Annotated in this window: 24 protein-coding genes; 9 read left to right on the top strand and 15 right to left on the bottom strand. The window is 71.3% G+C overall.

Annotation, left to right across the window (positions count from 1 at the left end):
- Positions 1 to 21 precede the first annotated feature (21 nt).
- The 6 genes from AB0C30_RS06395 to AB0C30_RS06370 all read right to left on the bottom strand — a co-directional run bounded on the left by AB0C30_RS06395 (position 22) and on the right by AB0C30_RS06370 (position 9,066).
- Positions 22 to 2,046, bottom strand: coding sequence for an ABC transporter ATP-binding protein (locus tag AB0C30_RS06395; protein ID WP_357940257.1), 2,025 nt, complete (start codon positions 2,044 to 2,046; stop codon positions 22 to 24).
- A complete protein-coding gene (locus tag AB0C30_RS06390) occupies positions 2,043 to 2,921 on the bottom strand; it encodes an ABC transporter permease (RefSeq protein ID WP_357940255.1) in 879 nt (292 codons plus the stop codon). Before AB0C30_RS06390 ends, AB0C30_RS06395 begins: the two co-directional genes overlap by 4 nt.
- On the bottom strand, positions 2,918 to 3,904 hold the full coding sequence (locus AB0C30_RS06385) for an ABC transporter permease (protein WP_357940253.1): 987 nt from the start codon (positions 3,902 to 3,904) through the stop codon (positions 2,918 to 2,920). The genes AB0C30_RS06390 and AB0C30_RS06385 overlap by 4 nt, the downstream gene beginning before the upstream one ends.
- 112 nt (positions 3,905 to 4,016) lie before the next feature.
- On the bottom strand, positions 4,017 to 6,359 hold the full coding sequence (locus AB0C30_RS06380) for an AAA family ATPase (RefSeq protein ID WP_357940251.1): 2,343 nt from the start codon (positions 6,357 to 6,359) through the stop codon (positions 4,017 to 4,019).
- Between the two features lie 64 nt (positions 6,360 to 6,423).
- Complete coding sequence (locus AB0C30_RS06375) at positions 6,424 to 7,320, bottom strand: haloalkane dehalogenase (protein ID WP_357940248.1); 897 nt, start codon at positions 7,318 to 7,320, stop codon at positions 6,424 to 6,426.
- Positions 7,321 to 7,335: 15 nt separating this feature from the next.
- On the bottom strand, positions 7,336 to 9,066 hold the full coding sequence (locus AB0C30_RS06370; RefSeq protein WP_357940247.1) for a BTAD domain-containing putative transcriptional regulator: 1,731 nt from the start codon (positions 9,064 to 9,066) through the stop codon (positions 7,336 to 7,338).
- Between the two features lie 177 nt (positions 9,067 to 9,243).
- Between AB0C30_RS06370 and AB0C30_RS06365 the strand changes: the two genes are divergently transcribed.
- A complete protein-coding gene (locus tag AB0C30_RS06365; protein WP_357940245.1) occupies positions 9,244 to 10,773 on the top strand; it encodes an MFS transporter in 1,530 nt (509 codons plus the stop codon).
- Between the two features lie 35 nt (positions 10,774 to 10,808).
- Entirely contained in the window at positions 10,809 to 11,567 is a 759-nt protein-coding gene (locus tag AB0C30_RS06360; protein ID WP_357940243.1) for a DoxX family protein, read from the top strand.
- A gap of 25 nt (positions 11,568 to 11,592) precedes the next feature.
- Here the strand turns inward: AB0C30_RS06360 and sthA are convergent, their stop codons facing one another.
- The 3 genes from sthA to AB0C30_RS06345 are packed head-to-tail and all read right to left on the bottom strand — an operon-like array spanning position 11,593 to position 14,430.
- Positions 11,593 to 13,005, bottom strand: coding sequence for a Si-specific NAD(P)(+) transhydrogenase (sthA, locus tag AB0C30_RS06355; protein ID WP_357940241.1), 1,413 nt, complete (start codon positions 13,003 to 13,005; stop codon positions 11,593 to 11,595).
- A gap of 18 nt (positions 13,006 to 13,023) precedes the next feature.
- The gene (locus tag AB0C30_RS06350) at positions 13,024 to 13,272 is read right to left on the bottom strand and encodes a hypothetical protein (RefSeq protein ID WP_357940239.1); all 249 of its coding nucleotides are present in this window, start codon (positions 13,270 to 13,272) and stop codon (positions 13,024 to 13,026) included.
- Positions 13,273 to 13,299: 27 nt separating this feature from the next.
- Entirely contained in the window at positions 13,300 to 14,430 is a 1,131-nt protein-coding gene (locus tag AB0C30_RS06345; protein ID WP_357940237.1) for an MFS transporter, read from the bottom strand.
- 81 nt (positions 14,431 to 14,511) lie between these two features.
- On the opposite strand from AB0C30_RS06345, the gene AB0C30_RS06340 reads away from it, so the two are divergent.
- The 3 genes from AB0C30_RS06340 to AB0C30_RS06330 all read left to right on the top strand — a co-directional run bounded on the left by AB0C30_RS06340 (position 14,512) and on the right by AB0C30_RS06330 (position 16,181).
- Entirely contained in the window at positions 14,512 to 14,997 is a 486-nt protein-coding gene (locus tag AB0C30_RS06340; RefSeq protein ID WP_357940234.1) for a hypothetical protein, read from the top strand.
- Between the two features lie 216 nt (positions 14,998 to 15,213).
- The gene (locus AB0C30_RS06335; protein ID WP_357940232.1) at positions 15,214 to 15,657 is read left to right on the top strand and encodes a carboxymuconolactone decarboxylase family protein; all 444 of its coding nucleotides are present in this window, start codon (positions 15,214 to 15,216) and stop codon (positions 15,655 to 15,657) included.
- Positions 15,658 to 16,004: 347 nt separating this feature from the next.
- Positions 16,005 to 16,181, top strand: coding sequence for a hypothetical protein (locus tag AB0C30_RS06330; protein WP_357940229.1), 177 nt, complete (start codon positions 16,005 to 16,007; stop codon positions 16,179 to 16,181).
- A 10-nt stretch (positions 16,182 to 16,191) separates the two neighbouring features.
- Here the strand turns inward: AB0C30_RS06330 and AB0C30_RS06325 are convergent, their stop codons facing one another.
- Both AB0C30_RS06325 and AB0C30_RS06320 read right to left on the bottom strand, forming a co-directional pair.
- Positions 16,192 to 16,812, bottom strand: a complete 621-nt coding sequence (locus AB0C30_RS06325) for a pyridoxamine 5'-phosphate oxidase family protein (protein WP_357940227.1) — start codon at positions 16,810 to 16,812, stop codon at positions 16,192 to 16,194.
- 32 nt (positions 16,813 to 16,844) lie between these two features.
- Entirely contained in the window at positions 16,845 to 17,363 is a 519-nt protein-coding gene (locus tag AB0C30_RS06320) for a helix-turn-helix domain-containing protein (RefSeq protein ID WP_357940225.1), read from the bottom strand.
- Positions 17,364 to 17,408: 45 nt separating this feature from the next.
- On the opposite strand from AB0C30_RS06320, the gene AB0C30_RS06315 reads away from it, so the two are divergent.
- A complete protein-coding gene (locus tag AB0C30_RS06315; protein WP_357940223.1) occupies positions 17,409 to 18,761 on the top strand; it encodes an MFS transporter in 1,353 nt (450 codons plus the stop codon).
- A gap of 26 nt (positions 18,762 to 18,787) precedes the next feature.
- Here the strand turns inward: AB0C30_RS06315 and AB0C30_RS06310 are convergent, their stop codons facing one another.
- Positions 18,788 to 19,885 carry a PrsW family intramembrane metalloprotease gene (locus AB0C30_RS06310; protein WP_357940221.1) on the bottom strand — a complete coding sequence of 366 codons (1,098 nt, stop codon included), beginning with the start codon at positions 19,883 to 19,885 and terminating at the stop codon, positions 18,788 to 18,790.
- A gap of 80 nt (positions 19,886 to 19,965) precedes the next feature.
- On the bottom strand, positions 19,966 to 21,165 hold the full coding sequence (locus AB0C30_RS06305; RefSeq protein WP_357940219.1) for an amidohydrolase: 1,200 nt from the start codon (positions 21,163 to 21,165) through the stop codon (positions 19,966 to 19,968).
- Between the two features lie 122 nt (positions 21,166 to 21,287).
- On the opposite strand from AB0C30_RS06305, the gene AB0C30_RS06300 reads away from it, so the two are divergent.
- The gene (locus AB0C30_RS06300; RefSeq protein ID WP_357940217.1) at positions 21,288 to 21,779 is read left to right on the top strand and encodes a TIGR03618 family F420-dependent PPOX class oxidoreductase; all 492 of its coding nucleotides are present in this window, start codon (positions 21,288 to 21,290) and stop codon (positions 21,777 to 21,779) included.
- On the opposite strand, the gene AB0C30_RS06295 is transcribed toward AB0C30_RS06300, so the two are convergent.
- Positions 21,721 to 23,133: an MFS transporter gene (locus tag AB0C30_RS06295; protein ID WP_357940215.1), complete on the bottom strand. Its 1,413-nt coding sequence runs from the start codon at positions 23,131 to 23,133 to the stop codon at positions 21,721 to 21,723. The two genes, AB0C30_RS06300 and AB0C30_RS06295, sit on opposite strands and share 59 nt — an antisense overlap.
- Before the next feature lie 537 nt (positions 23,134 to 23,670).
- Between AB0C30_RS06295 and AB0C30_RS06290 the strand changes: the two genes are divergently transcribed.
- Positions 23,671 to 24,498 carry a maleylpyruvate isomerase family mycothiol-dependent enzyme gene (locus tag AB0C30_RS06290; RefSeq protein ID WP_357940213.1) on the top strand — a complete coding sequence of 276 codons (828 nt, stop codon included), beginning with the start codon at positions 23,671 to 23,673 and terminating at the stop codon, positions 24,496 to 24,498.
- Positions 24,499 to 24,595: 97 nt separating this feature from the next.
- Here AB0C30_RS06290 and AB0C30_RS06285 read toward each other — a convergent pair whose 3' ends face one another.
- Complete coding sequence (locus AB0C30_RS06285) at positions 24,596 to 25,090, bottom strand: MarR family transcriptional regulator (RefSeq protein WP_357940211.1); 495 nt, start codon at positions 25,088 to 25,090, stop codon at positions 24,596 to 24,598.
- Positions 25,091 to 25,132: 42 nt separating this feature from the next.
- On the opposite strand from AB0C30_RS06285, the gene AB0C30_RS06280 reads away from it, so the two are divergent.
- Entirely contained in the window at positions 25,133 to 26,059 is a 927-nt protein-coding gene (locus AB0C30_RS06280; RefSeq protein WP_357940209.1) for an EamA family transporter, read from the top strand.
- The last annotated feature ends 57 nt before the right edge of the window (positions 26,060 to 26,116 follow it).

Below are 26,116 nucleotides of genomic sequence, written 5' to 3'. Positions count from 1 at the left end.
GAGCGAATCCTCCCGCTTAGCTTAGGTGACTTCGAGCTTCTCGGCGTAGTGACAGGCGGCGCCCTGGTCCTTGTCGAGCAGGTGCACCGAAGGCTCGACGGCCACGCACACGGCGCGTTCGTCATCGGTCAGCTCGGCCCTGAACTTCGGGCACCGGGTACGGAAGCGGCAGCCCGACGGGGGGTCGGCCGGACTGGGGAGATCGCCTTCGAGCAGGATCCGCCGGCGCGAGCGCTCGCGGACCGGGTCGGGCAGCGGGATCGCGGACAGCAACGCCTGTGTGTACGGGTGCGCAGGAGCGTCATAGACGGCGTCCACCTGCCCGATCTCGGCGATCCTGCCCAGATACATGACGGCCACCCGGTCGGCGATGTAGCGCACCACGGCCAGGTCGTGCGCGACGAACAGGTAGGACAGCCCGAGCTCGGCCTTCAGCGCGTCGAGCAGGTTGATCACACCGGCCTGGATCGACACGTCCAGCGCGGAGACCGGCTCGTCGAGCGCCAGGAACCTGGGTTCGAGCGCCAGCGCGCGGGCGATGCCGATGCGCTGCCGCTGTCCGCCGGAGAAGTCCTGCGGGTAGCGGGCCGCGTGGGAGGGGTCGAGCCCGACCAGGTCGAGCAGCTCGGCCACCCGGCCGCCCGGATCGCCCTGGCCGTGGGTGCGCAGCGGCTCGGCCAGGATGTCGTAGACGGTCATGCGCGGGTCGAGGGAGGCGAGCGGGTCCTGGAAGACGACCTGCATGTCGCGCCTGATCGCCATCCGTTCGGCGCCGCCGAGGCGGGCGGTGTCGTGCCCGAGCACGACGATGCGGCCCTCCTGCGGCTCGGCCAGCTCCAGGATCTCCATCAACGTCGTGGTCTTGCCGCAGCCCGACTCGCCGACGAGGCCGAGCGTCTCGCCCTCGCGTACGTCGAAGCTGACCCCCTCCACCGCGTGCACGGTGCCGACCCTGTGCTTGAACACCGATCCGCGCAGCAGCGGATATCGCTTGACCAGCCCGTCGACCTTCAGCACCGGCTGCCGGGCCTGGCGCGGCCGTGCCTCGCGCGGCTCGACGGGGACCGCGTGCTTGGCCGCCACGCGGGGGCGTACGTCCGCCCAGCGGATGCACGCGGCCTGGTGCGCCGGGCCGACGTCGACCAGCGGCGGCTCGGCGGCCTCGCAGGCGTCGATGCGCATCGGGCAGCGCGGCGCAAACGGGCAGCCCGGCGGCAGCGCCGCGGGCGACGGCGGCGCGCCCTCGATGGGCACGAGCGGGTGCCGTCCGTCGGTGTCGACGCGCGGGATGGAGCTGAGCAGTCCGACGGTGTAGGGCATGCGCGGCCCGTAGTAGATGTCGTCCACGCTGCCCACCTCGACCGGCCGGCCCGCGTACATCACCAGCACCCGATCGGCGAACCCGGCCACCACCCCGAGATCGTGCGTGATCATGAGGATCGCGGCGCCCGTCTCCCGCTGGGCCTTCTTCAGCACTTCGAGCACCTGCGCCTGGATGGTGACGTCGAGCGCGGTGGTCGGCTCGTCGCAGATGATCACGTCGGGGTCGTTGGCGATGGCCATCGCGATCACCGCGCGCTGCCGCATCCCGCCGGAGAACTCGTGGGGGAAGGCCAGGGCCCGCTCGGCGGGGTTGGGGATGCCGACCAGGTCGAGCAACTCGACGGCCATGGCCGCGGCCTGCTTCTTGGTCACCTTCTGGTGGACGCGCACGGCCTCGGCGATCTGGTCGCCGACGCGGTAGACGGGGGTCAGCGCGGACAGGGGGTCCTGGAAGACCATCGACATGGTCTTGCCGCGGAAGGCGGTCAGTTCGCGCTGCCGGGCGCCGATCAGCTCCTTGCCGTGCAGCCGCACCGAGCCGGTGACCGTGGCGCCCGGCGGCAGCAGGCCCATGACCGCGGCCGAGGTGACGGACTTGCCGGAGCCCGATTCGCCGACGATGCCGAGCACCTCGCCCTGGCGTACGGCATAGCTGACGCCGCGTACGGCCGCCACGTCGCCGAAGGAGACGTTGAGGTCGGTGACCTCAAGGACGGGGGTCACCGTGGCCTCCGGGAGGCGGGATCGAAGGCGTCGCGCAGCGCGTCGCCGATGAGGTTGACCGCGAGCACGGTGACCACCAGCAGCCCGGCGACGAACCAGAACGTCCACGGCGCGTAGAGGGCGGTCCGGGAGCCGTCGGCGATGAGCGTGCCGAAGGAGACATCGGGCGGCTGGATGCCGAAACCGAAGTAGGACAGCGAGGTCTCGGTGAGGATGGCCGCGCTGACGTTGAGGGTGGCGTCGACGATCAGCAGCGACGACAGGTTGGGGATGATGTGCCGGAAGATGATGCGCACCGGCGAGACGCCCATGAACCGGGCGGCCTGGATGAACTCCCGCTGCTTCAGCGAGATCGTCATCCCCCTGACGATCTTCGAGGTGACCATCCAGAGGAACAACGCCAGCATGATCACGAACAGCACCCACTGCCCCGCCCCGAACAGCGGCGACATGACGGCCAGGATCAGGAACGCGGGCAGCACCAGGAGCAGGTCGGCGCCCCAGGTGAGCGTCCGGTCGGTCCAGCCGGGGAAGTAGCCGGCGAACGCCCCGACGACGGCGGCCAGCGCGGTGGACACCAGCGCGGCCAGCAGCCCGACGATCAGCGACTTGCGCATGCCGCGCAGCGTCACCGCGTAGACGTCGGCGCCGGTCTGCAGCGTGCCGAACCAGTGCTCGGCCGACGGCGGGCTGAGGAAGGCGGCGAAGTCCTTGTCGGTGTAGGACCACGGGCTGAGCGCCGGCCCGGCGAAGGCCAGCAGGAACAGCAGCACGAGCACGCCGAAGCCGATCCGCCCTTGCGTGGACTGGAAGAACCTCCAGGCGACCACCCGCAGCCGCGAGGGAGCCCGTCTACCGACGAGCAGCGCCGTCATCCGGCCCTCACCCGGGGGTCGAGGGCGGCGTGCAGCAGATCGGCCGCCAGGGACGCGCACAGCACCGCGATCGCGGCGATGAAGGCGATGGCCGCCACGGTGTTGACGTCGTTGGTGAAGATGGAGTTGATCAGTTGTTCGCCCAGCCCGTGCCAGCCGAAGATCTTCTCGGTGAACGTCGCGCCGGTCAGCAGGGCGCCGAAGGTGAACGCGAAGTAGGTCGCGACGGGGATCAGGGCGGTGCGCAGGGCGTGGTGGATGAGCGCCTGGCTCCTGCTCAGCCCCTTGGCCATGGCGGTGCGGACGAAGTCGGCGCCGAGCACGTCGAGCATGGTGTTGCGCTGGTAGCGGCTGAAGACCGCGGTAAGCCCCAGCGACAGGGAGATCGTCGGCAGGATCAGGTGCCGCAGCCGGTCGCTCACGGTCCCCCAGAAGCCGGTGTCGAGCCCGTCGCTGTATTCGCCGCTGACCAGGAAGAGCCGGTGCCCGAAGAGCCGATCGTTGGCCAGGGTGCCGAGCAGGATCAGCATGTTGGCCAGCACGACCACCGGCATCGCGAGCACCAGGAACGACATCCCTGTCGACAACCGGTCGAACCACCCGTACTGCTTGACCGCGGCGGCGGCCCCGACGACCACCCCCAGCAGGCTGCCGAAGATCAGCCCGAGCATGACCAGCCGGAAGGTGACGCCCATGCGTCGTTTGAGGTCCTCGTTGACCGGCGAGCCGGTGACCGTACGGCCGAAGTCGCCCTGCACCACGCCGCCCGCCCACGTCGCGTAGCGCTGGAGCAGCGGCGTGTGGTCGTTGAGGTTGAGCGCGGTGAGCTGGGCGTCCACGACGGCCGGCGGCGGCTTGGGGGTCCGGTCGGCGTAGTTGGAGCGCGGATCGAGGGCGCTGGCCGCGAGCATGTAGGCGAGGCTGGCTGCGACGGCCACGAGCACCAGATAGTTGAGCAGCCTGCGGGCCAGGAACCCCGCCATCGCCCTCCCCTTCGGCGCGCACGATGTGTAGTCATATTGCTACACCATGCGAGCATCGGGGCGCACGGAACTACCAAACTGCAGTCTGCTTAACGTCCGGAAAGTTCGCTGTCTAACGTCCGGAAAGTTCGTCCACGGCCATGCGGACATCGTCGCTGGTGATGGTCGTCAGCTCCGCCGAGCTGGCCGACCCGCCACCCCCCGCCAGAGCGGCGAGCCGTACGTCGCGGCGCATGGCCGCGCGCTCGAACAGCGACCTGGCGAAGCGCCCGTTGCCGAGCCCGTCGATCAGCCGCTCGTCGCAGACCCAGGCGAAGACCTCGTCGAGGTCGCGCAGCGCCGCCTCGTCGAAGCGGTCGCCCGATTTGTCGGCCAGCAGCACGGCGATCTCGGACAGCTCCCGGGCGGAGTAGCTGGGGAAGGCGACCCGCTGGTTGAACCGGCTGGCCAGGCCGGGGTTGGTGGCCAGGAAGGTGTCCATCTCGCGCTGGTAGCCGGCCAGCACGATGACGAGCCGGTCGCGGTCGTCCTCGGCCCGCTTGAGCAGCGTCTGCACGGCCTCGGCGCCGAACGCGTCGCCGCCGGAGTAGCCCGGGTTGACCAGGCTGTAGGCCTCGTCGATGAACAGCACGCCGCCCAGCGCCCGGTCGACCAGCTCGTTGGTCTTGATCGCGGTGGCGCCGAGGTGCTGGCCGACCAGGTCGGCCCGCTGTGCCTCGACCACGTCGGGCCTGGCCAGCAGCCCGAGCGCGGCGAAGATGCGGCCGATGACCCTGGCCACTGTGGTCTTGCCGGTGCCCGGCGGGCCCGCGAACACGAAGTGGCGCGTCTGCGGCGGCGTGGGCAGCCCGCGCTCCTGGCGCATCCGGGCGACCTGGAGCTGGGCGGCGATGGCGTGCACCTGCCGCTTGACCGGCTCGAGCCCGGCCATCCGGTCGAGGTCGGCCAGCGCTTCCTCGATGGTGGGGGTGTCCTCGTAGCCGCGGAAGCGGGCGGTCAGCTCGTCGAACGCCTTGGTGACGTCGGCGGTCGTGGTGGTGACGAGGTCCTCGGTGGTCGGTGTCCCGCCCGCGCCCACGACGCGCACGTCACGGGCCGTCGCGGCGGCCTCGACGAGGCTGCGGACGAACCTGGCGTTGCCCAGCTCGTCGACCAGCCCGCGCCGCTGGACGTCCTCGAACAGGCCGAGCAGTGCGGCGCGCGCGTCGGGCGCCATCGTGTCGCCCCGGTGCCGCTGGAGCAGCTCGGTGATCTCCGCCAGCTCACCGGGCGAGTAGCTCGGAAAGCGCACCCGGGTGGCGAACCTGCTGGCCAGGCCGGGGTTGCTGGACAGGAACGAGGTCATCTCCTGCTCGTAGCCGGCCAGGATGATGATCAGCCGGTCGCGGTCGTCCTCGGCCCGCTTGAGCAGCGTCTGCACGGCCTCGGCGCCGAACCTGTCGGGCTGGCCGTCGGAGGAGTTGATCAGTCCGTACGCCTCGTCGATGAACAGCACGCCGCCCAGTGCCCGGTCGACCAGCTCGTTGGTCTTGATCGCGGTCGCGCCCAGAAACTCCCCCACCAGGTCGGCCCGCTGCGCCTCGACCACGAAGGGCGTCTCGAGCAGGCCGAACGCGTAGAAGATCTTCGCCACCGTGCGGGCCACGCTGGTCTTGCCCGTGCCGGGCGGGCCGAGGAAGACCAGGTGCCTGGTCGGGCGGCCGGCCTTGTAGCCGGCCTCGGCCCGCAGGCGGGACGCCTCGATGGAGGCGGCGATCGAGCGGACCTGCTCCTTGACCGGGGCGAGCCCGATCATGCCCTCCAGCTCGGCCAGCGCCTCCTCCACCGAGATGTCGGGCAGCCCGCCGGCCTTCTCGGGCGGCGCCTCCGGCCGGCCGTCGCGGGCCCTGACCCGGACCTGCTCCTCGGCGCTGAGCGCGTTCCTGGCCCGGCGGGCGGCGATGAAGCGCTGGACGAGGACGGCGGTGGCCGCGACGTAGGCGACCCAGACCGCGGCGGCGTCGGAGACGAAGGAAATGGCCGCGGCGAGCGCCCCGGCGGGGACGAGCGCCATCAGCACGCTCAGCCAGGGCGTCACCCAGCGGATCAGGTGCGCGGCGGCGGCGACGGGCACGGCCAGCATCATCAACAGCGTGGGGGCCAGTGAGGGCGGCGGGAGGAGCGCGTAGAACACCGGCAGCAGCGCGCACCAGCCGATGAGCACCAGCACGGTCGCGGCGGCGCGCGGGAAGCGCAGCGTCAGCGCGAGGAACGCGAGCACCAGCAGGGTGATGAGAAAGGTCTTGAACAGGTCCCAGCCGAGCGCGGCGGCCACGCCGACGGTGGCGATGAGCACGACCACGTGCATCACCCGGCGCATGGCCGGGGGAAGATGGAAATAGCGCAGCCGCACCTGTTCAAACAGATCCCGCGCCGCGGTCCGCCCTGCGGTCTGGGCCCTGCCGGACTCACGCATCACGCCTCCCCGGTCCGCCCCTGGTTATACCGCACCAGACCGACGATTGGGCGGACCTGACACGCTAGGTGCCGGTGACGAATCGTGCGATGTGGCGGCCGAGTTCGCCGCCCGCGTCCTCCTGGAGGAAGTGTCCGGCGCCCGTGATCACCGGATGAGCGCGTCCCGCCGCGCCCGCCATCGACTTCATGAGGATCGGCGCCATACCCCCCGTTATCGGATCTCCGTCGGAGAAGGCCACCAAAAAGGGGCGATCGAGCGTGGTGAGGACCTGCCAGGCGGCGCGGTTGGCGGGCGCGGCGGGGTCGTCGGGGGTGATCGGCACGAGCCCCGGCATGGCCTTCGCGGCGGCTTTGTACGACTCGTCAGGGAAGGGGGCGTCGTAGGCGGCGCGCACGGCCGCGGAAAGTTCGGTCTTGCAGCCCGACTGGACGAATCTGGCGATGTCCAGCGCGGGAGCGTTCATCACCGCGTCTTTGAAGCGATGCCACAACTCGGGCATGGGAATGTCACCCGTCGGCAAGCCCGTGTTGGCCGCGACGATCCTGGCGATGCGCTCCGGATGCTCACCGGCGATCCGCAGCCCGATCAGGCCGCCCCAGTCCTGCCCGACCATGGTGACGCCGGTCAGCCCGAGCGCGTCGAACAGCAGCGCGCGGGTCCACTCGACGTGCCTGGCGTAGGTGTGGTCGGCCCGTTCGGCCGGCTTGTCGGAGCGGCCGAAGCCCACCAGGTCGACGGCGATGGCCCGCAGCCCGGCCGCCGCCAGCTCGCGCATGACGTGCCGGTAGAGGAAGGACCAGGTCGGCTCGCCGTGCAGCAGCACCACCGGCGCCCCGTCGGCGCGGCCCGTCTCGACGTAGGCCATGCGCAGGCCGTCGGCCACCTCGGCGTAGCGCGGCTCGTAGGGGAAGTCGGGCAGGTCGGCGAAACGCTCTTCGGGGGTACGGAGGGTCCGCATAGAACGATATTCTAGCTAGCGCCGCTGGTGCCGCCCGGGAAACTCCCCCATGAGCACCTGCTTGGGAGTGACCCGCAGCAGGTCCGAATCGGCCACGGCGATGCCGCGCACCTCCACCCAATACCTGCGCTGCAGCGGGTCGGCGGCGAAGACCGCCACCCGTGGATCCGCCTCGACGGCCGCCCGCGCCTGCGTCTCGGCGACCAGTCTGAGCTCTCCCGACGGGGTGACGGTCGCCGCCGTGCCCACGACGCGCGGGCCGAGGGAGTCGCCGAAGGACAGGACGACGCTCCTGGCGTACGTGAACGCCTGGCGTACCTCCGGAGTGAGCGCGACGGACGGGGCGTCGCCGGTGGGCAGGTCGCACATGATCAGTGACGCGCGCCACGGCCCCGGCCCGCCACGCCACCAGGCGCGCGCGGCGCGCAGCGCGAACACCGCCACCGCCGCGCAGAGCGCGCCGAGCCCGGCCCGCCAGGCCCAGACCAGCCCCAGCAGGCCGCCCGCCGCGCAGGCCACGGACGCCAGCACGACCAGGCCGGTCGCGACCGGCAGCCATCTGTCCTCGCGATGGCGGACCCGCCGGTAGGAGACCAGCAGCGGGTACGGCACCGCCACCGCGAGCACGGCGGCCCGTGGCTCCACTGCCAGCGCCCCGCACACCAGGGGCACCAGCACCGACCACGTCCTGCCGAGCATGATCCAGAGCGTGACCCCCGTGTTACGCCTGGCCGTGCGCTCGGCGGGCACCCGGGCGAACTGGGCCAGGGCCCGCATCGGGCTGCCGCGCCAGAGCTCGGCCAGCGCGCGCATGCCCGCCGTCACCGGCCAGCCGAGCACCACCACGCCCGCCAGAGCAGCCCAGACCGGGTCGAACGCCGTCGGCAGGTCCGGCAGCGCGCCCATCGTCAGCCAGCCCGCGAACGCGGCCACCGACGCGACGGCCGAGGCCAGGGCGGCGCCCAGCCAGGGGTCACGGCCGAGCATGGCGGGGACGTAGGACCACACCCCTACTCTGCGCACCTGCCTGAGCGTGATCGGGACGAGCAGGACCAGCACCAGGAGGCCGCCGAGCCGGCCCTCGCCGCCTCGGTCGAAGCCCAGGGCGGCCACGACGATGGCGATCGTCGCGAGCGCGACCAGCAGGCGGGACTGGCGCGACCAGACCTCCAGCGCCCGTCTGGCCCGGCCGCTCTCGCGCGGGTCGATCGGCCAGGCGGGGTCGCGGTGGGCGGGGAGGCGGTCCCAGCGCAGCAGCGTCAATCCGAGGTTGACGCGGGCCTGCGGATGGGCGGGATCCCGGTCGAGCGCGGTCAGGTAGGCGCGCCGGGCGGGCACGTGCTCGGCGCGGAGCAGCGCCTGGTCGCCGCGCAGCACGTGAGGGGCGGCCTCCTCGGGGGCGTACGCGCGGGCCAGCGCCGCCTGCTCGACGGACTCGTCCCAGTGGCCGGGGACGCGGCGCAGCGCGGTGCCCAGCCGCAGCCGGGCCGGCCAGGAGCCCAGAGCGAGGCGCACCGCCTGCTCCGCGGGCGCGACCGCGTCGGCGTCGCGGCCCTGGCGTTCCAGCGCGAGGCTGATCAGGCGGTAGGCCCACTCGTTGGCCGGGTCCATGTCGGCGGCCGTGCGAGCGGCCTCCAGCGCGGCCTCGGGGCGGCCCGCCTGGAGTCTGGTGACCGCCTCTTCACACCATTCGCGGGGGGATCTGTCGGTCCTGTCGGCACTTTCGGCGGTCCCCACGGACCCCATGATCGGCTGACCGGACAGAGATGGATAGGCCGGGACATATGGCTGTGTCTCTCTAGAGAGGTGCCTCAGGCCGTGGATCGGCCGATACCGCTGTCCCGAGTGGATGGCATGGCCTAAGCTGCCACGCAAGTTCATGTGGGCCTTGCGTGAGATCGGATCGGCCTGCAAGGAGGCCCCATGACCGTCACTCAGGCCGCCCCGGTCCTCCGGCGCGCGGTTCAGCAAAATCGGGACAACCGCTGGTCCATCCTGGTGCTGCTCTGCCTGAGTCTGCTCCTGATCACCGTGGACGCGACCGTCCTGCACATCGCCGTGCCCACTCTCACCGCGGCGCTGGAGCCGACGGCGGTGCAGTTGCTCTGGATCATCGACATCTACTCGCTGGTCGTGGCGCCACTGCTGCTCCTGTTCGGCACGCTCGGCGACCGCTACGGGCGCAAGCGGCTGGTGCTGGCGGGTTACGTGCTGTTCGGCGTGGCCTCGGCCGTCGCCGCCTTCTCTCCCACGCCGCTGGTCCTGATCCTGGCCAGGGCGCTGCTCGGGGTGGGCGGCGCAATGATCATGCCGGCCACGCTGTCACTGATCCGCCAGGTCTTCCCCGACCGGCGTGAGCGGGCCATCGCGCTGGGCGTCTGGAGCGCGGTCGCCGCGGCGGGAGCCGCCGTGGGGCCGCTGATCGGCGGGGTGCTCGTCGGCATCTGGTGGGGCGCGGTCTTCCTGATCAACGTGCCCATCCTGCTCGTGCTGCTGCCCGCCGCCGCCCGGCTGCTGCCGGAGTCACGACACCGTGGCGGGCAGCCGTGGGACCGTCTCAGCGCCGCGCTGTCCGTGTTCGGCATCCTGGCGGTGGCGTTCGGGCTGAAGGAGGCGGGAGCGGGCAGCCTGATCCCGTTCGGGGCCTCCGTCCTGGTCTTCCTCACCGGAGTGGGGCTGCTCGTCTGGTTCGTCCGGCGGCAGCTGCGGCTGGCCTCGCCGCTGCTGGAGGTCGGGCTGTTCCGGCGGCGTGAGTTCGGCACCGGGGTCGCCGGGGTGCTGCTGGGTGTGTTCGCGCTGGTGGGGCTGCAGCTGATGCTGGCGCAATACCTGCAGCTCGTGCTCGGCGACACCCCGCTGCTGGCGGCCGTACGGATGCTGCCGCTGGTGATCTCGGCGATCTGCGGCGGGCTGGCCGCGGCGCACCTGCTGCCCCGGATCGGCCTGCGCGCCACCATGAGCGGCGGGCTCGGCCTCGTCGCGCTCGCCCTCACCCCCACGCTCACCTGGGGCGTCGAGGCGCATCCCGTGATGCTCTCGGTCTGCTTCGTGGGCGTCGGGTTCGGCGTACAGGTGGCGCTGCTCGCCGCCTCTGACACGATCATGTCCTCGGCCCCCGAGGCCCAGGCGGGCGGGGCGGCGGCCATCGAGGAGACCGCCTACGAGCTCGGCGCCGGGCTCGGGGTCGCCGTGCTCGGCACGATCACCACGATCGCCTACGCGCCCGCGTTGCCCGCCGTTCCCGGAGTGTCCGGCGGTGGCATGGACGAGGCCAGGCAGTCTCTCGCCAGCGCCGCGCACGTCGCCGACAAGGTCGGCGGTGGCGCCGGCGGTGCGCTGCTCGACGCCGCCCGGTGGGCCTTCGTCAATGCCCTGCACACGACCGTCGTCGTGAGCGTCGTTCTGCTCAGCCTGACCGCCATCGCCGTGGCCACGCTGCTGCGCCGTGATTGAGGTGTGTGATGTCCCGCTTAGGGCAGACAACAACCGTGAGACAGTCCCTCCATGATCTCGCTTCCCTGGTCGCCCGCATCGGCGTGGGCGGCATCTGCTTCGCCAACGGCTGGACCAAGCTCGAAGACGGCCTGAACGCCACGGGGGCGAAGTTCCTCGCGCAGGGCGCGCCCGCGCCGCGCGCCTGGGCCACGGTCACCATGCTCACCGAGCTGATCGGCGGGGCACTGCTGATCGCCGGGCTGATCGTGTCGGTGATGGGGCTGATCCTCTTCGCCGAGTCCCTGGCCGTCTTCCTGATCGCGCCGCCGCTCAACCCGATCACCACGAACGAGCTGATCCTGCTGGGCGTGGCCGCGCTGCTGCTGGCCGTGGTGGGGGCCGGGCGGGTCTCCGTGGACCACCTGGTGGTGATCCGGCGCAGGGAATCGGCGGCGGCGAACGAGTTCGCCGCCGAGACGGAGGCCGACGAGGTCATCGCGGCGCTGCGCGACCCGGACGCTCCCGGGTTCCGCCCGCCCGCCCGGCCCAAGTCCTCAGGGACCTCAGGGTCCTCGAGCTCTGGTGGCTCGTCGAGCGGCAAGTCGTCAGGAACGCGGTCGTCGTCGAGTTCACGCTCCGAGAGCGAGCCGGAGAGCTCCGCGCTGGAGGACACGGCACCGCACGCCCGGCCGCGCCGGCCGTCGAGCGAGCCCGGGGACGAGCCCACTCCCTCGCCCGCGTCGGGCGACACGCTCGTGGCCGGGCGTAAGAAGCCCCCGGCCCGCGGCCGCCGCACGACCGCCGACGAGTGACCCCCTCCGGGAGGCGGTCACCGGGTCACAGCTCGGCCGTCAGCCGGGCGATCACCCGCATCTTGTTCATCGCGTCCAGGGCGGCGACCTTGTAGGACTCGGCGAGCGTCGGATAGTTGAACACGGCGTTGACCAGGTAGTCGACCGTGCCGCCGCAGCCCATGACGGTCTGCCCGATGTGGACGAGCTCCGTAGCGCCCGTGCCGAACACGTGGACGCCCAGCAGCCGCCGGTCCTCGGAGGAGACCAGCAGCTTGAGCATGCCGTAGGAGTCGCCGATGATCTGCCCGCGAGCCAGCTCCCGGTAGCGCGAGATGCCCACCTCGAAGGGGATCTTGTCCCGGGTCAGGTCGTCCTCGGACTTCCCGACGAAGCTGATCTCCGGGATGGTGTAGATGCCGATCGGCGGCAGCTCGTTCGTCTCCTCGACCGGCTCGCCGCAGGCGTGCTGCGCGGCCAGCCGGCCCTGCTCCATCGAGGTGGCGGCCAGCGCGGGGAAGCCGATGACGTCGCCGACGGCGTAGATGTGCGGGACGGGCGTGGCGTAGTTCTCGTCCACCTTGATCCGGCCCCGGTCGTCGGCGGCGAGCCCGGCCGCCTCCAGGCACAGCTCCTCGGTCTTTCCCTGACGGCCGGCCGAGTACATGACGCAGTCGGCGGGGATCTTCTTCCCGCTCTCCAGTACGGTCAGCGCCCCACGGGGCCGCCGCTCGACCGCGGCGACGTTCTCCCCGAACCTGAAGGTGACGGCCAGGTCACGCAGGTGGTACTTCAGCGCCTCCACGATCTCCAGATCGCAGAACTCCAGCATCCGGTCGCGCCGCTCGACCACGGTCACCTTGGTGCCCAGCGCCGCGAACATCGAGGCGTACTCGATGCCGATGACCCCCGCCCCGACGACGACCAGAGTCTCGGGCACCCGGTCGAGGTGCAGGATCGCGTCGGAGTCGATGACCGTCTTGTCGTCGAACTCCACGCTGGACGGACGGGCCGGCGAGGTGCCCGTGGCGATCACGATCTTGTCGGCCGTGACCTTCTTCTCCTCCTCGTCGCCGGTGATCCCTATGGTGTGCGGGTCGAGGAACCGGCCGGTGCCCTGCAGCATCGTCACGTGGTTGCGGCCGAGCTGGCTGCGGATCACCTGGATCTCGCGGCCGATCACATGCTGGGTGCGCATGCCGAGGTCGGCGACCGTGATCTCTTCCTTCACCCGGTAGCTCGCCCCGTACAGCTCCCGCTGGTTGAGGCCCGTGAGGTAGAGGACCGCCTCACGCAGGGTTTTGGAGGGGATCGTCCCGGTGTTGATGCACACGCCGCCGAGCATGTGCGTCTTCTCTACGACCGCGACCCGCTTGCCGAGCTTCGCCGCGGCGATCGCTGCCTTCTGCCCGCCGGGGCCGGTCCCGAGTACGAGGACATCAAAATCAAAAGGGGCCACACATCAAGTGTCCACCTATCAGGACATCCCCGCCATGACACGATCGACGATTCCCTGGGTGCCCTCCTGGCGGGCGCAGTGGGCACAGCAGTACCAGTGATCGCCCGACTGGACTCCGTGCCCGATCACCCGGGTGCCGCAGTGCTCGCAGATGGGCGCCATGGACTGGATGGCGCATTGGAAGGAGTCGAACGTGTGCACCGCCCCCTGGGCGTGCACCTCGAAGGACATGTCGTAATCGTTGCCACACGCTTCGCAGACGGCCATGGCCGGGGAATACCCGCTTCCCCCTCCTCATTGCCTCAACGGACGGCAATTTTCCGTCCGTACACCGAGGTAGCCGGCCACCAGGGGCACCGCCAGCAGTCCCAGCGCGGCGAGCGCGCCCGGCAGGCCGACCCGTGCCGTCAGGGCGGCCACGAGCAGCGGGCTGATGACGAACCCGGTGTAGGAGATCGCGGAGACCGTGGACACCAGCACCCCGCTCGCGTCGTCGGCCGCCGCGCGGCTGAGCACGGCGGGCACCAGCGGCCCGAGCGCGAGCCCGGTCAGCGCGAACCCCGCCATCGAGGCCAGGACCGAGCCGCCGAGCCCCGCCAGCGCCATGCCCGCAACGCCGCCCACCCCGCTCACCAGGTAGAACGTCCGCAGCGTGAGCCGGGGCAGCGCGTGCGCGACGATCCGGCCCAGGGTGAGCGCCGCCATGTAGACGGCCGGGGCCGCGCTCGCCACCAGTGCCGAGGCTCCCCGGTGGTCTTCGAGCAGTAACACCGACCACTGTTCGACCGAGTTCTCGATGATCAGCACGCACGCGGCCAGCGCGCCGAGCACGAGGGCGACCCGCCACCGCCGCCTGCCGCCCGCTCCCCCGGCGGCGGGCAGTCCCCGGCCGATGCGCAGGGCGGTCAAGGACAGCGACGAGGCGATGACGATGACCGCCGCCGTCACCAGCACCGCGCCGGTGCTCATGCCCAGCGACCGGGCCAGCCCGGTGGCGGGAGCGGCGACGATCACGGCGACCGGGAAGGCGGCGTGCACCGCCTGGAACAGCCGGCGCCCGCTCTCCCGCTCGGCCCGGCCGGTGGCCAGGTTCAGGGCGATGTCGAGCGCCCCGCTGGCCATGCCGACCAGCAGCAGCGTCAGCCCGAGCGCCACCGGCGAGCCGGCGGGCGCGATGGCCGCCACGCTCAGCGCGAAGGCCACGGTGACCGCGATCAGCGCCGTACGCTCCCTGCCGCCGGCCAGCCGCCCGGCAACCGCCATGGCCGGAATCGCCCCCACCGGTACCGCGCTCAGTGCCAGCCCGAGGTCGGCCGTGGACGCGCCGAGTTGTTCCTTGATCGCCGGTAGCAGCGCCGACCAGGAGCCCCAGAACCCGCCCCAGGCCGCGCTGACCGCGATCAGCGGTATGCCGCGTTCCCCCACCAACCCCCCTCGCCGTGCATTACGGTTGTGTGCCAGTAAAGATCGTCAATGTCCTAAATATCCTCCATCGAAGGGTTTATCGTGCTCACGCGAACGGTCATCGCGGCCAGTCTGGCCGCCGCCGGGATCGCCGCTACCCCCGCAGCCGCCACTGCCGCCCCCACCGCTCCGGTCAGCGCCGCCGCCTCCGCGAGCGCCGCCCCGTACTCGCCGGAGAGGGTGTGCGGCCCTGGCTTTCGTCGGGTCAAGGACGGTCACCGCGCGATGAGGACGCGCGAGGGCGCGGTGTTCGGACACGTGTACCTCATGTATAACAAGCGCTCCGGGAAGAACTGTGTGGCCGCCATCAAGACGGCCTACCTCAGCACCAAGACCACCACGGGCGCCAGCATCGAGGTGCGAGGCGGCGGCCGGTCCGAGGACGTGCAGAAGTACCGCTTCTACGCCGAGACCGGTCACGTCGACGGCAGCTGGAAGTGCGTGAAGTACTGGGGCTGGACCCGCGACCCCAGCGGCCGCGTCGAGGCCCGCGGCGGCCGCAGCTCCTGGGGCAACTGCGCCGGCTGACCCCCACCGGCCCGTCCGCGCCGGCCGCGCGGACGGGCCCGTCTGCGGGCGTCCCGGCCCTCCGGTGAACGCCTCGGGCGGCATGTAGCCGGGCGTCCCCGCCACCTCCCCGGTCTTGGTCAGCGACATGTCGTGCGTACGGGCGATGCCGAAGTTGTCACACATCGGTGCCCTGTCGCGTCTTCCCCATGTCACGACTTACCGATGGAGGTCCCTATGTCTCAGCGGCTCAACGTCATGAAGCTCGCCCCCGAGGCCTACCAGGCGTTCTTCGCCGTGGAGAAGTATCTGCACGCGTGCGGGCTGCCGGTCGGCACGATTGAGCTGGTCAAGCTGCGGGCCAGCCAGATCAACGGCTGCGGCTACTGTGCCGACATGCACAGCCGGGCCATGAAGAAGGCGGGCGAGAGCGACGAGCGGCTCTGGTCCGTGGCCACCTGGCGCGAGGCGACGGTCTACACCCCGGCGGAGAAGGCCGCGCTCGCGCTGACCGAGGAGGCGACCAGGCTGGCCGACCGGGCGGCCGTCCCTGACGAGGTGTGGCAGGAGGCGGCCGAACACTACGACGAGCAGCAGCTCGCCTCGCTGATCGTGGCCATCGCGATGATCAACGCCTGGAACCGGATCGGCGTCACGGCCAGGCTCACGCCCGGCGCCTGAGTAATTCTGCCGGGGGGAGGCGCCTCCCCCCGGTAGAAATGCATGGAACGGCCGGACGGCCCCGGTTAGGTTGTGGCACATGGCGGCTGCAACTCGCCGCCAAGCCACCGTCAAGCGGTGGCGCGCACAGTGCACATAGAGGCTGTCGAAGGCGAGCGCGAGAGGGGGCAGATCATGAGACGCGTGCGGATCGTCAAGTCGGCGAAGCGGCGACAGGACCGGAACACGGGCCTGGACCTGCGGTCCCCATCGGGCCGCCGACTCCCTTACTGAATCGCCACTTACACCTATCTTACCGAGGCAGCTGTAGATAACATAGGTAACAAGAACGTCACGGGGGGCTCACGATGAAGAGACTAGTGGTGGTGCCGCCACACGTCGCCCGGCACAAGATCCGCGACATCCGGTCGGGAGAGCGCCACAGGCCCGTCGTGCGCGAGCACGACCCCAAGGTCGTCGATCTCCAAGCCTACAGTGGCCGCAACGTCATCCGGCTCCCCGACGGCCCCACCCCCGCCGCCTGATCCCCGACGGTCAGCCGTAGAGCTTCTTGGTGTAGGTCTCGCCGTAGTAGCTCTCCAGCTGCTCGAGCGTCTCCTCGACCTTCTGCACGTCCTTGACCAGGGTCGCGTGCGAGGGCAGCGCGTCGGACTCCCAGCTGTCGGGCTTCCACAGCGCCGAGCGCAGGAACGCCTTGGCGCAGTGGAAGAAGATCTGCTCGATCTCCACCACGAGCGCCAGGTGCGGGCGATGGCCCTTCACGATCATGTCGTCGAAGAACGGCGCCTCGCTGATCAGCCGGGCGCGGCCGTTGATCCGCAGCGTCTCGTTGCGCCCAGGGATCAGGTAAATCAACCCCACGTGCGGATTTTTCAGGACATTGCGGAAGCCGTCCGCCCGGCGGTTGCCCGGCCGGTCGGGGATGGCGATCGTGGTGTCGTCGATGACGTACGTGAACCCGGCCGGGTCACCCTTGGGCGAGACGTCACAGGTGCCGTCGGCGTCGGAGGTGGCGATCAGGCAGAACGGCGAGCTCGCCAGCCACTGTCTGTCGCGCTCGTGCAGCTTCGGCCGGTCCTTGGTGGCCGCGCGCGGCATTACCTCGCCCAGTAGTTCGCGCAGTTCCGCTTCCGACTCGATCTCCACCCAGCTCATGCCGTCTCCCTTCGAGGGTTTGGCCAATTCTCTCAGGGAATCGGGTGGAGCATCCGATGAGGGGTACGCAAGGCAACGCTGACCGGATCGTTCCTGATGCCCTTCAGACCCGGTCCGGGGCGTACCTCCGTCTCCCCGATCGGCACCTGCACGTCACAGGCGGCGCAGCGGGCGGCGCCGTCGATACGGGAGCCGCAGGCCAAGTGGTGGAAGACGCGGCGCGGGCCGGTCCCGGACAGGTGGCGCTCGCCCCACTCGGCCAGGGCCAGGACCGGCGGCCAGAGCTCATGGCCCACGGGGGTCAGGACGTACTCCTCGCGCGGCGGCGAGTCCTGGTAGCGGCGCTTGTCGAGGACGCCCGCCTCGACGAGCGTGGCCAGCCGTTGCGAGAGCACCGCGCGGGGGATGTCCAGGTGGGCGAGGAAGTCGCCGAAGCGCCGTACGCCGTACATCGCGTCGCGCACCACCAGCAGCGTCCAGCGCTCGCCGATCACCTCCAGCGCCCTGGCCAGCGAGCAGTCCTGAGCGTCGTAGTTCTTACCCAGCGCCATGAGACCCCATCGGTTCGTTCATTGAACTATGGTAGCTTGCCCGGCATGAGTTCAATCACTGAACCAAGGCCGGTGATCGCGCCCCTCCGGCGAACGCTCGCCGTGGCCTCGTCGGCGCCCCTGCTCGTGCTGACGAACTTCACGGTGCCGACGGTCACGCTGCCCCTGACCGCGCACGAGCTCGACGCGGGCCCGACCGGACCGGTGTGGATCCTGGGCTCGATCTCGCTCGGCCTGTCGGCGCTGCTGCTGGTCTCCGGTGGGCTGGCCGACGACTACGGCCGCAAGCGGGTGCTGGTGGCGGGCACGGCCGTGCTCGCGGTCGCCAGTGTGGTGGCCGCGGTGAGCACGGCGGTGGTGGTGTTCGTGGCGGCCCGGCTGGTGCAGGGCGGCGCGAGCGCGGCGATGCTGGCGGCGAGCCTCGGCATCGTGGGCCACGCCTTCCCCTCGGGGACGGAGCGGGTGCGGGCCACCGGCCGCTACGGCGCGATGATCGGGCTGGGCACCATGGTGGGGCCGCTTTTGTCCGGGGTGCTGGCCGAGGTGGCCGGCTGGCGGGCGGCGTACTGGCTGATGGCGGCGTGCGCGCTGGCCCTGGCCGTGGTGTCGGCGCGCACGCTGGAGGAGTCGCGCTCCCCCACGCCCAGGCGGTTCGACGTGCCCGGTGTGGTGCTGCTCAGTCTGGGCGTCGCCGCGCTGCTCGCGGGCGTGACCGAGGGCCGTCTCGGCTGGTCGCGGCCGGTGGTGCTGGTGGCGTTCGCGGTGGCGGCCCTGCTGGTGACGGCCTTCGTGCTGGCCGAGCGGCGGCGGGCGGAGCCGCTGATCGACCTGGAGCTGTTCCGGCGGCCGGTGTTCCTGGTGGCGACGGGTGGGGCGCTGGTGGTCGGCGCGGCGGTGGTCGGGCTGCTCACCTACCTGCCGACCGTGCTGCAGACGGCGCACGGCATGACACCGCTCGGGACCGCGCTGCTGTTCGTCCTGTGGTCCGGGCTGTCGTTCGTGGCCTCGCTGCTGTCGCGGTACCTGCGGCTGCCCACGGCCGCGCGGCTGGCGCTCGGTCTGGCGCTGACGGCGCTGGGCTTCGCCGGACTGCTGGGCCTGGGCGGGGAGTTCGTGCCCGCGCTCGTGGTCGGCGGGCTGGCGGTGAGCGGGGCCGGGGCCGGGGTGATCAACTCCTCGATCACCCATCTGGCGATCGAGAGCGTGCCGTCGCATCGGGTCGGCATGGGGTCGGGCGCCAACAACACCGCCCGGTACGTGGGCAGCTCACTGGGGGCGGCCGGGGTGGCTGGGGTCATCGGCGGGCTCGGGGCGCAGCAGGGGGTGGTGGTCGCGGTGGCGGCGTGCATCGCGCTGACGGCGGTCACGGCAGTGGCCGCACTCGTCACCCGCCACTGAGCCACGCCCCCCTTGGAGGACAGTGGCTACCAGCGCCGGGCCTGGCTCAAGGCGTCGAGCAGCACGTCGCGCTCGGCGGCGAACCCGGCCGGGTCCACGCCTTCGCGTTCGGCGCGCAGGTGCAGCATGGTCAGCTCGGTCGCCGCCTGCTGGTAGTCGCCCATCGCCCGACCGAGCCCTGCGCCCTTGGCCCACTTGCGCGCGGACCGGCGGGCGGACAGCGTGCTCAGCATCTTGATGTCCGGTGGGGTGAAGAGCCCGGTGGGCTGGTACGCGGGCAGGTAGGTGCCTATCTTGGCCACCAGCTGCCTGCGCTCGCGTACGGTCACCAGGACGAGCCCGATGAGCGCTCCCATGATCACCAGATAGGCCGCGCCCAGCCAGCCGAGCGACTTGAGCAAGGCGGCGCCGTTCCAGAGCCCGTGCAGAAGGACCGCGCCGAGGTAGCCGAGTGGGATGGCCGCGAACCGCGCGGGGCCGCGGCGGGTGAGCGCGTACGCGACGCCGAGCCCGGTCATCGCGGTGTAGACGGGGTGGCCGAGCGGGTCGATCAGCCCTCTGATCACGAACAACTGTACGGTCCCGCCCGCACCGTCCTCGGTGAACGCGTTCACGTAGTAGCCCACGTTCTCGACGGTCGCGAAGCCCAGGCCGGCCATCGAGCCGTAGACGATGCCGTCGGTGAGCCCGTCGATCTCCCGCCTTCTGACCAGGAGCAGCAGCAGCGCCGAGCCCTTGAGCGCCTCCTCTATCACCGGGGCCAGGTAGGCCGTCCCCAGCTCGTCGACGGCCTGCTCGCCATAGCCGGCCCTGGCGAACATCGCCTGGCCGGCGAGGGTCAGCACGATGCCCAGCACGATCGCCACGCCCGCGCCCCACGCGAACGCGAAGCCCAGGTGCAGCCCCGGCTCGGGCTCCAGCCGGTCGAGCGAGAGCACCGCCGCGAGCAGCAGCGGCAGGGGCGCCAGCGCCAGCAGCATCGACAGGCCGAACCCGATCGGGCCGCCGTCCAGCAGCATGGCGACCAGCACGATCACCGCCAGGGCGCTCGAGATCACCAGGCAGATCAGCAGCGCCTTGCTGGGCCGCTGCGGGAGCGAGGAAGGTCGGGTCCGTACTGTCATCGCCATACCTCTTTTCGGACGGGCTCCCACTATGGATCGGGCCCGTCGACAGACGCTTGACGATTACTTGCCGAGCTTGATCACCGTGCGGCTTCCCGGTAGTAGGGATCGGCGACCCCGTCCGCGTACGAGTACACCTCGCGGCCGTCGACGAAGACCCGCAGCGCCCGGCTCATGATGTCCAGCGGGTCGCCGGACCAGATCACCACGTCGCCGTCGAGCCCCGGACGCAGGGCACCCACCCGGTCGTCGAGGCCCATGATGCGGGCCGGGTTGACGGTGATGGACCGCAGCGCCACGTCCCGGTCCAGCCCCTCCTTGACCGCCAGCGTCGCCTGGTGGACCAGGAAGTGGATCGGCACGACCGGATGGTCGGTGGTGATCGCCAGCTCGACCCCGGCGCGCGCGAGGATGCCCGGATTGCGCAGCGAGCGGTGCCGGAGCTCGACCTTGGAACGGCTGGTGAAGAGCGGCCCGATGATGACCGGAATGCCGCGCTCGGCCAGCACGTCGGCGATCAGGTGCCCCTCCGTGCCGTGGTTGATCACCACCCGGTAGCCGAACTCGTCCGCCAGCCGCAGCGCGGTCGCGATGTCGTCGGCCCGGTGCGTGTGCTGGCACCAGGGCAGCTCGCCGTCGAGGACCCGTACGAGGATCTCCTGCGTGGCGTCGCGCTCGAACGGCTTGCCCTCGTCGTCGGCCGCGGCCCGCCTGGCCCGGTAGTCCTGCGCCTTCATGAACGCGTCGCGGATCACCGCCGCCACGCCCTGGCGGGTGGCGGGCAGCCGGTTCTGGTCGCCGTAGACGCGCTTGGGGTTCTCGCCGAGGGCGCTCTTCACGCTCACCGGCTCCCGGACCAGCATCTCGTCGACGGTCCGGCCCCAGCACTTGACCGCCACCGTCTGGCCGCCGATCGGGTTGGCCGACCCCGGCTTGATCACGGCGGTGGTGACGCCGCCCGAGAGCGCGTCGGCGAAGCCCAGGTCGGCCGGGTTGATGGCGTCGAGGGCGCGCAGGCGGGCGCCGTTGGGGTCGGTCTTCTCGTTGGTGTCCTGGCCGGCCCAGCCCTCGGCCTCCTCGTGCACGCCCAGGTGGCCGTGAGCCTCGACGAAGCCCGGCAGCACCCAGCCACCGGCCGCGTCGACGACAGGGGTCCCCGGCGGTATCTCGACCTCGCGGCCGACCGCGGTGATCTTCCCGTCCTGGATCAGCACGGTGCCGCCCTCGATCGGGTCACCATCGACCGGCACGACATATCCGCTGGTGATCGCAAGATTCATAACAGCAACCTACCGTGACCGATATTTCGGCATATAGCAGTACGGCCGCTTCGCTCCTTGACCAGGGCTTGGGTAGGGTTTCGGCAATAGGGGCCTTCAGCAATAGGGCAAAGGAGAATGAATTGGCCGAGGATCAGGCCGCCTACGAGCCCGGCCCCAGCAGCCTGCCGGACGAGGACCTGTCCCACCTGCTCAGCCGGCAGCGCTTCGGCGCGCTGGCGACGCTGGGCGCCAACGGCCGCCCGCACCTGTCGACCGTCGTGTACGACTGGGACTCCGACCAGCGGGTGGTGCGCGTCGCGACGGCCGACGGCCGGCTCAAAGTACGCCAACTGCACAAGGACCCGCGCGCCGCGCTGTACGTGGCCAGCGACGACTTCTGGTCGTACGCCGTGGCCGAGGGCCTGGCCGAGCTGTCGCCGGTGAGCGTCGAGCCGGGCGACGAGGTGGGACGGGAACTGCTGGCCATGCGGTCGGGACGGCCGGCGGGCCTCGAAGACCCGGTCGGCGCGGCCGCGTTCCTGGGTCAGGCGGTCGCGGACCGGCGGCTGGTGATCAGGCTCCGGGTGTCCCGGCTGTACGGGACGTCGCTGCCGGCGCCGCCCGCCGAATAGCCCGGCGCCTGTTGTAGGCCACCACCGCGACCACGGCCAGGATGAGTGCCAGATCTATGGTGGCCGACCAGCGCATGGCACCGGTGTGGTCGCCGCCCTTCGCGGCCGCGAAGAAGACCGCCCCGATCACCGCGACCCCGCCCGAACCGCCGAACTGCTGGGCCGTACTGAGGAAGCCCGAGCCGATGCCCGCCTGGTGCGGCGCGACCTCTACCAGCGCCGCCCCGATGAGCTGCGGGATCACCAGGCCGTTACCGAGCCCCACGAGCACCAGCGCGGCCATGATCCACGGCAGCCCGGCCCCCACCGTGCCCAGCAGCAGCGCCAGACCCGACGCGGTCACGATTCCGCCGATCATGACGACGATCAGGCCGTACCTCCCGACCAGGCGTGTCCCCAGCAGCGAGCTGATCGTGAACAGCACGCCCATCGGCGCGAACGCCAGCCCGGCCTGGAACGCGGTGAGCCGCAGCCCGCCCTGGAGCAGCAGCGTCAGCGTGAACATGAACGAGGCGAAGTAGGCCATGAACGCGGTGATCGCGCCGACACCCGCCAGGTAGGAATGCACCTTGAGCAGCGCCAGGTCCAGCACCGGCTGACCGCCGCGCCTGCCCAGCACGTACTGCCAGCGCAGCGTCAGGCCCAGGAGGGGCAGGCTCGCACCGATGCAGATCCACGTCCAGGCGGGCCAGCCCGCGCCGTTGCCGAGGCCGAGCGGCACCAGGACCAGCGCCAACCCGGCGGCCAGCCCGGCCGCGCCGAGCAGGTCCAGCCGCGCGCGCCCGGCCGGCTCGACTCTGGGCAGCAGCCAGGCGGCCAGCGGCACCACGACCAGGCCGACGGGCAGGTTGATCAGGAAGATGACCCGCCAGCCGAGCCCGAACAGATCGGCCGACAGCAGCAGCCCGCCCAGCACCTGGCCGGCGATCGAGCCGAGACCACCGGCCGCGCCGTACCAGCCCACGGCGCGGCGGCGCTCGTGCGGCGGGAAGACCGCGGAGATCATGGCGAGCACCTGCGGCACCATCGCCGCACCGGCCAGCCCCTGCAGCAGGCGGGCGGCGACGAGCTGGGCCGGGTTCAGCGCGATGCCGCACAGCAGCGACGCGATCGTGAACGCGACCACGCCGCCGATGAACATCCGCCGGTAGCCGTACCGGTCTCCGAGCCGCCCGCCGGTGATCATGCCCGCCGCGTAGGTGAAGGCGTAGCCGCCCACGATGAGCTCCAGGGCGGCGGGGCTCGCGTGCAGCTCGCGTTCGAAGGACGGCGCGGCGACGTTGACCACGAAGAAGTCGAACTGGGCCATGAACCAGGCGGACAGAAGCACGGCCAGCGTCCCGCCGAATCTCATTCCAACCACGCTAATGGGGTGGCCCCCCGTAGGTTTCCCGGGGGGTTCGTCTCACGACCCTCTTGATCCGTGTGACGGTCTGTTGAGGCTGGGGTCCTTTTGGACAGATACCCCCTCCGGGGAAGAAGAGGAATCGGCCCGTCGTGGCTGGGATCCCTCGGGAGGGATACCCCGTCCGGAGGGGAAGACGAACGGCCCGTCGTGGCTGGGCCCCCTCGGGGCACCAGCAGCAGGTCGCGTACGCCGTGCGCGGCCACCACATACCGGGCGGACACCCCATCCGGAGGAGCGGAAGAAGGCGGCTCGTCGTGGCAGAGGTCCCCGGGAGGGACACCCTCCGTCGCGGGAGTGGACGAAGACAGCCCGTCGTGGCAGAGGCCCCCGGGGAGGGACACCCCCATCGCGGACAGCCCGTCCCGGCAGAGGCCCTTACGGAGGGACGCCCCCTCCGGGGGGCGATGTCCGGCAGGGGTCCGTGGGCGCCGCGTCAGATCCTTGCCGCTGGCGGGGAGCGGGTGGGGCGGGCAGAGTGAAGGGATGGATCATCTTTCTCACTTCGGCCGGGAGATCCGCGCGTTCGAGGCGGCGTGCCGGGCCGCTGACTCCGGTCTGGTGCCGTCCTGTCCGGGCTGGGGCGTGCCCGATCTGGTCATGCATCTGGGCGGTGTGCACCGCTACCTGGTGTGGGTCATCGGCGACCGTCTCACCGAGAAGCCGGATCCCGCGGGCCTGTCCTTCCTCGATCTGCCGGCCGATCCGGTGGGCTGGCCGGATCCGGCGAACGCACCGGCGACCGGGCCGCTGCCGGCCGGGCTGCTCGACTGGTTCGCGGAGGGCGCCGCCAAGCTGGAGGCCGCGTTCGCCACCACGGATCCGGGTGTGCCGGTGTGGACGTGGTCGGGTGAGCAGAGCGTCGGCTTCTGGTTGCGGATGCAGACGATCGAGGCGGCCATCCACCGCTGGGACGCCGAAATGGTGGCGGGGATCGCCGGGCCGATGGACGCGGAGCTGGCGGCCGACGCGGTGGGGCAGACGTTCGAGGTGATGGCCCCGGCCCGGCGGGCCTTGACGGCGGCGCCGCCCGGAGCGGGAGAGACGTACGGCTTCCGGCAGAGCGACGGGCCGGGGCGGTGGACGATCCGTTTCGACGGGGCCGACACGAGCCTCGTAGAAGAGGCCGACGCGAGTCTAATAGAAGGCGCCGACGTGAGTCTTGTGGAATCGGGCGGCTGTGACGTGGAGGTGGTCGGGACCGCGTCGGACCTCATGCTGTTCCTGTGGCACCGCATCCCGTACGAGCGGCTCGACGTGCACGGCGACCGGGCCGTGCTCGACCGATACTTCACCCTCGTCCCACCCGTCTGAGCACTCTCCTCCCGCCCGTCCGAGCCCCTCGTCCCACCCTTCTGGGCACTCTCACCCCGCCCGTCCGAGCGATCCCCCGGCAGGCGGTGTACGCCGTTCAGTCCAGGCTGTCGCCCAGTGACTCCAGGAGCTCCTTGAGCTCGCCGGCGAGGGCGGCGCGCCGGGGCTCGGAGAGCGCGGCGAGCAGGCGGCGCTCGGTCTCGACGTGATCGGGCAGCACCCGGTCGATCAGCTCCCGGCCCTCCTCGGTGAGGGCGACATACACGACTCGGCCGTCCTTCTCGCTGGGCGTACGGGACACCAGGCCCCGGGACTGGAGGCGGTCGAGGCGCTGGGTGATCGCCCCCGAGGTGACCATGGCCGACTTCATGAGCTCGGCCGGGGTCAACGACCGCCCATTGCGCCGCAGCGTGGCGAGCACGTCGAACGACGCCGAGTCGAGCCCGTGAGCGCTGAACGTACGGGTCAGCTCCGTGCCGATCAGCCGCGACAGCCGTGACAGCCGCCCGATGATCGCCATTGGCGACACGTCCAGGTCAGGCCGCTGCTCGGCCCACTGCTCCAGCACCCGGTCAACATGATCAGTCACCATCCCACCCTATCGGATGTCTTAGCAGTGAGATACATTGTCTTAGTGCTAAGAAATCGACCTGCCCTGATCATGGTGACCGCGCTGGCCCCGGCCATCTGGGGGACCACCTACCTCGTCACCACCGAACTGCTGCCGCCCGGCCGCCCGCTCCTGGCCGCGGTCGTCCGGGCCCTGCCCGCCGGGCTGCTGCTCCTCCTGCTCACCCGGCGCCTGCCGCAAGGGGTGTGGTGGTGGCGCGCGTTCGCGCTCGGCGCGCTCAATATCGGGTTGTTCTTCGCGCTGCTGTTCATCGGCGCGTACCGGCTGCCCGGCGGGGTGGCCGCGACCATCGGCGCGGTGCAGCCCCTCCTGGTCGCCGGCCTGTCCTCCGGCCTGCTCGGCGAGCGCCTGTCCGCGCGTACGGCGATCGCCGCCGTGGCGGGTGTGGCCGGTGTCAGCCTCCTGGTGCTGCGGGCCGACGCCCGGTTGGACGCCGTCGGCATCGCCGCTGCGGCCGGGGGCGCGATCGTCATGGCCACCGGAGTCGTCCTCAGCAAGCGGTGGACCTCACCGGCGCCCCTGCTCGCGACCACCGGCTGGCAGCTGGTGGCCGGCGGCCTGCTGCTGCTCCCAGTGGCCCTCCTCGTCGAAGGACCGCCGCCCGTCGCACTGACCCCGGCGAACCTGACCGGGTACGCCTACCTCGCCGTCATCGGCTCGGCCGTCGCCTACTCGCTGTGGTTCCGGGGGATCCGCGCCCTGTCCCCCACCCACGTCACCTTCCTCGGCCTGCTCAGCCCGTTGGTCGCCACCGCGCTGGGGTGGCTCGCCCTCGGCCAGTCGCTCACCATTGCCCAGATCGTGGGCGGGCTCGTCGTCGTGGCGGCCCTCATCGCGGCCCAGACCAGCCGCCCTCGTCGCGGCCCAGAGCAGAAGCCGCCGGGTCAGGCGGACGCGCCCGCTCGTGACCGGCTGATCCCCACGCCCTGACCGTCCGATCCGCACCCTCTCATCCCTCTCATCCCTCACTGCCGATCAAGGAGAAAT

Source organism: Nonomuraea sp. NPDC048901 (genome assembly GCF_040649695.1).
In the GTDB taxonomy this organism is placed as follows: Bacteria; Actinomycetota; Actinomycetes; order Streptosporangiales; family Streptosporangiaceae; genus Nonomuraea.
This window is presented reverse-complemented; position numbering and strand designations above follow the sequence as displayed.

Excerpts from the sequence above, each read along its gene's own strand:
- AB0C30_RS06370 (WP_357940247.1), bottom strand. The coding sequence starts at position 9,066 with ATGGGGTCCGTGGGGACCGCCGAAAGTGCCGACAGGACCGACAGATCC.
- AB0C30_RS06335 (WP_357940232.1), top strand. The coding sequence starts at position 15,214 with ATGTCTCAGCGGCTCAACGTCATGAAGCTCGCCCCCGAGGCCTACCAG.
- AB0C30_RS06290 (WP_357940213.1), top strand. The coding sequence starts at position 23,671 with ATGGATCATCTTTCTCACTTCGGCCGGGAGATCCGCGCGTTCGAGGCG.
- AB0C30_RS06315 (WP_357940223.1), top strand. The coding sequence starts at position 17,409 with ATGAGTTCAATCACTGAACCAAGGCCGGTGATCGCGCCCCTCCGGCGA.
- AB0C30_RS06305 (WP_357940219.1), bottom strand. The coding sequence starts at position 21,165 with ATGAATCTTGCGATCACCAGCGGATATGTCGTGCCGGTCGATGGTGAC.
- AB0C30_RS06385 (WP_357940253.1), bottom strand. The coding sequence starts at position 3,904 with ATGGCGGGGTTCCTGGCCCGCAGGCTGCTCAACTATCTGGTGCTCGTG.
- AB0C30_RS06295 (WP_357940215.1), bottom strand. The coding sequence starts at position 23,133 with ATGAGATTCGGCGGGACGCTGGCCGTGCTTCTGTCCGCCTGGTTCATG.
- AB0C30_RS06350 (WP_357940239.1), bottom strand. The coding sequence starts at position 13,272 with ATGGCCGTCTGCGAAGCGTGTGGCAACGATTACGACATGTCCTTCGAG.
- AB0C30_RS06320 (WP_357940225.1), bottom strand. The coding sequence starts at position 17,363 with ATGGCGCTGGGTAAGAACTACGACGCTCAGGACTGCTCGCTGGCCAGG.
- AB0C30_RS06325 (WP_357940227.1), bottom strand. The coding sequence starts at position 16,812 with ATGAGCTGGGTGGAGATCGAGTCGGAAGCGGAACTGCGCGAACTACTG.
- AB0C30_RS06365 (WP_357940245.1), top strand. The coding sequence starts at position 9,244 with ATGACCGTCACTCAGGCCGCCCCGGTCCTCCGGCGCGCGGTTCAGCAA.
- AB0C30_RS06330 (WP_357940229.1), top strand. The coding sequence starts at position 16,005 with ATGAAGAGACTAGTGGTGGTGCCGCCACACGTCGCCCGGCACAAGATC.
- AB0C30_RS06310 (WP_357940221.1), bottom strand. The coding sequence starts at position 19,885 with ATGACAGTACGGACCCGACCTTCCTCGCTCCCGCAGCGGCCCAGCAAG.
- AB0C30_RS06380 (WP_357940251.1), bottom strand. The coding sequence starts at position 6,359 with ATGCGTGAGTCCGGCAGGGCCCAGACCGCAGGGCGGACCGCGGCGCGG.
- AB0C30_RS06375 (WP_357940248.1), bottom strand. The coding sequence starts at position 7,320 with ATGCGGACCCTCCGTACCCCCGAAGAGCGTTTCGCCGACCTGCCCGAC.
- AB0C30_RS06285 (WP_357940211.1), bottom strand. The coding sequence starts at position 25,090 with ATGGTGACTGATCATGTTGACCGGGTGCTGGAGCAGTGGGCCGAGCAG.
- AB0C30_RS06390 (WP_357940255.1), bottom strand. The coding sequence starts at position 2,921 with ATGACGGCGCTGCTCGTCGGTAGACGGGCTCCCTCGCGGCTGCGGGTG.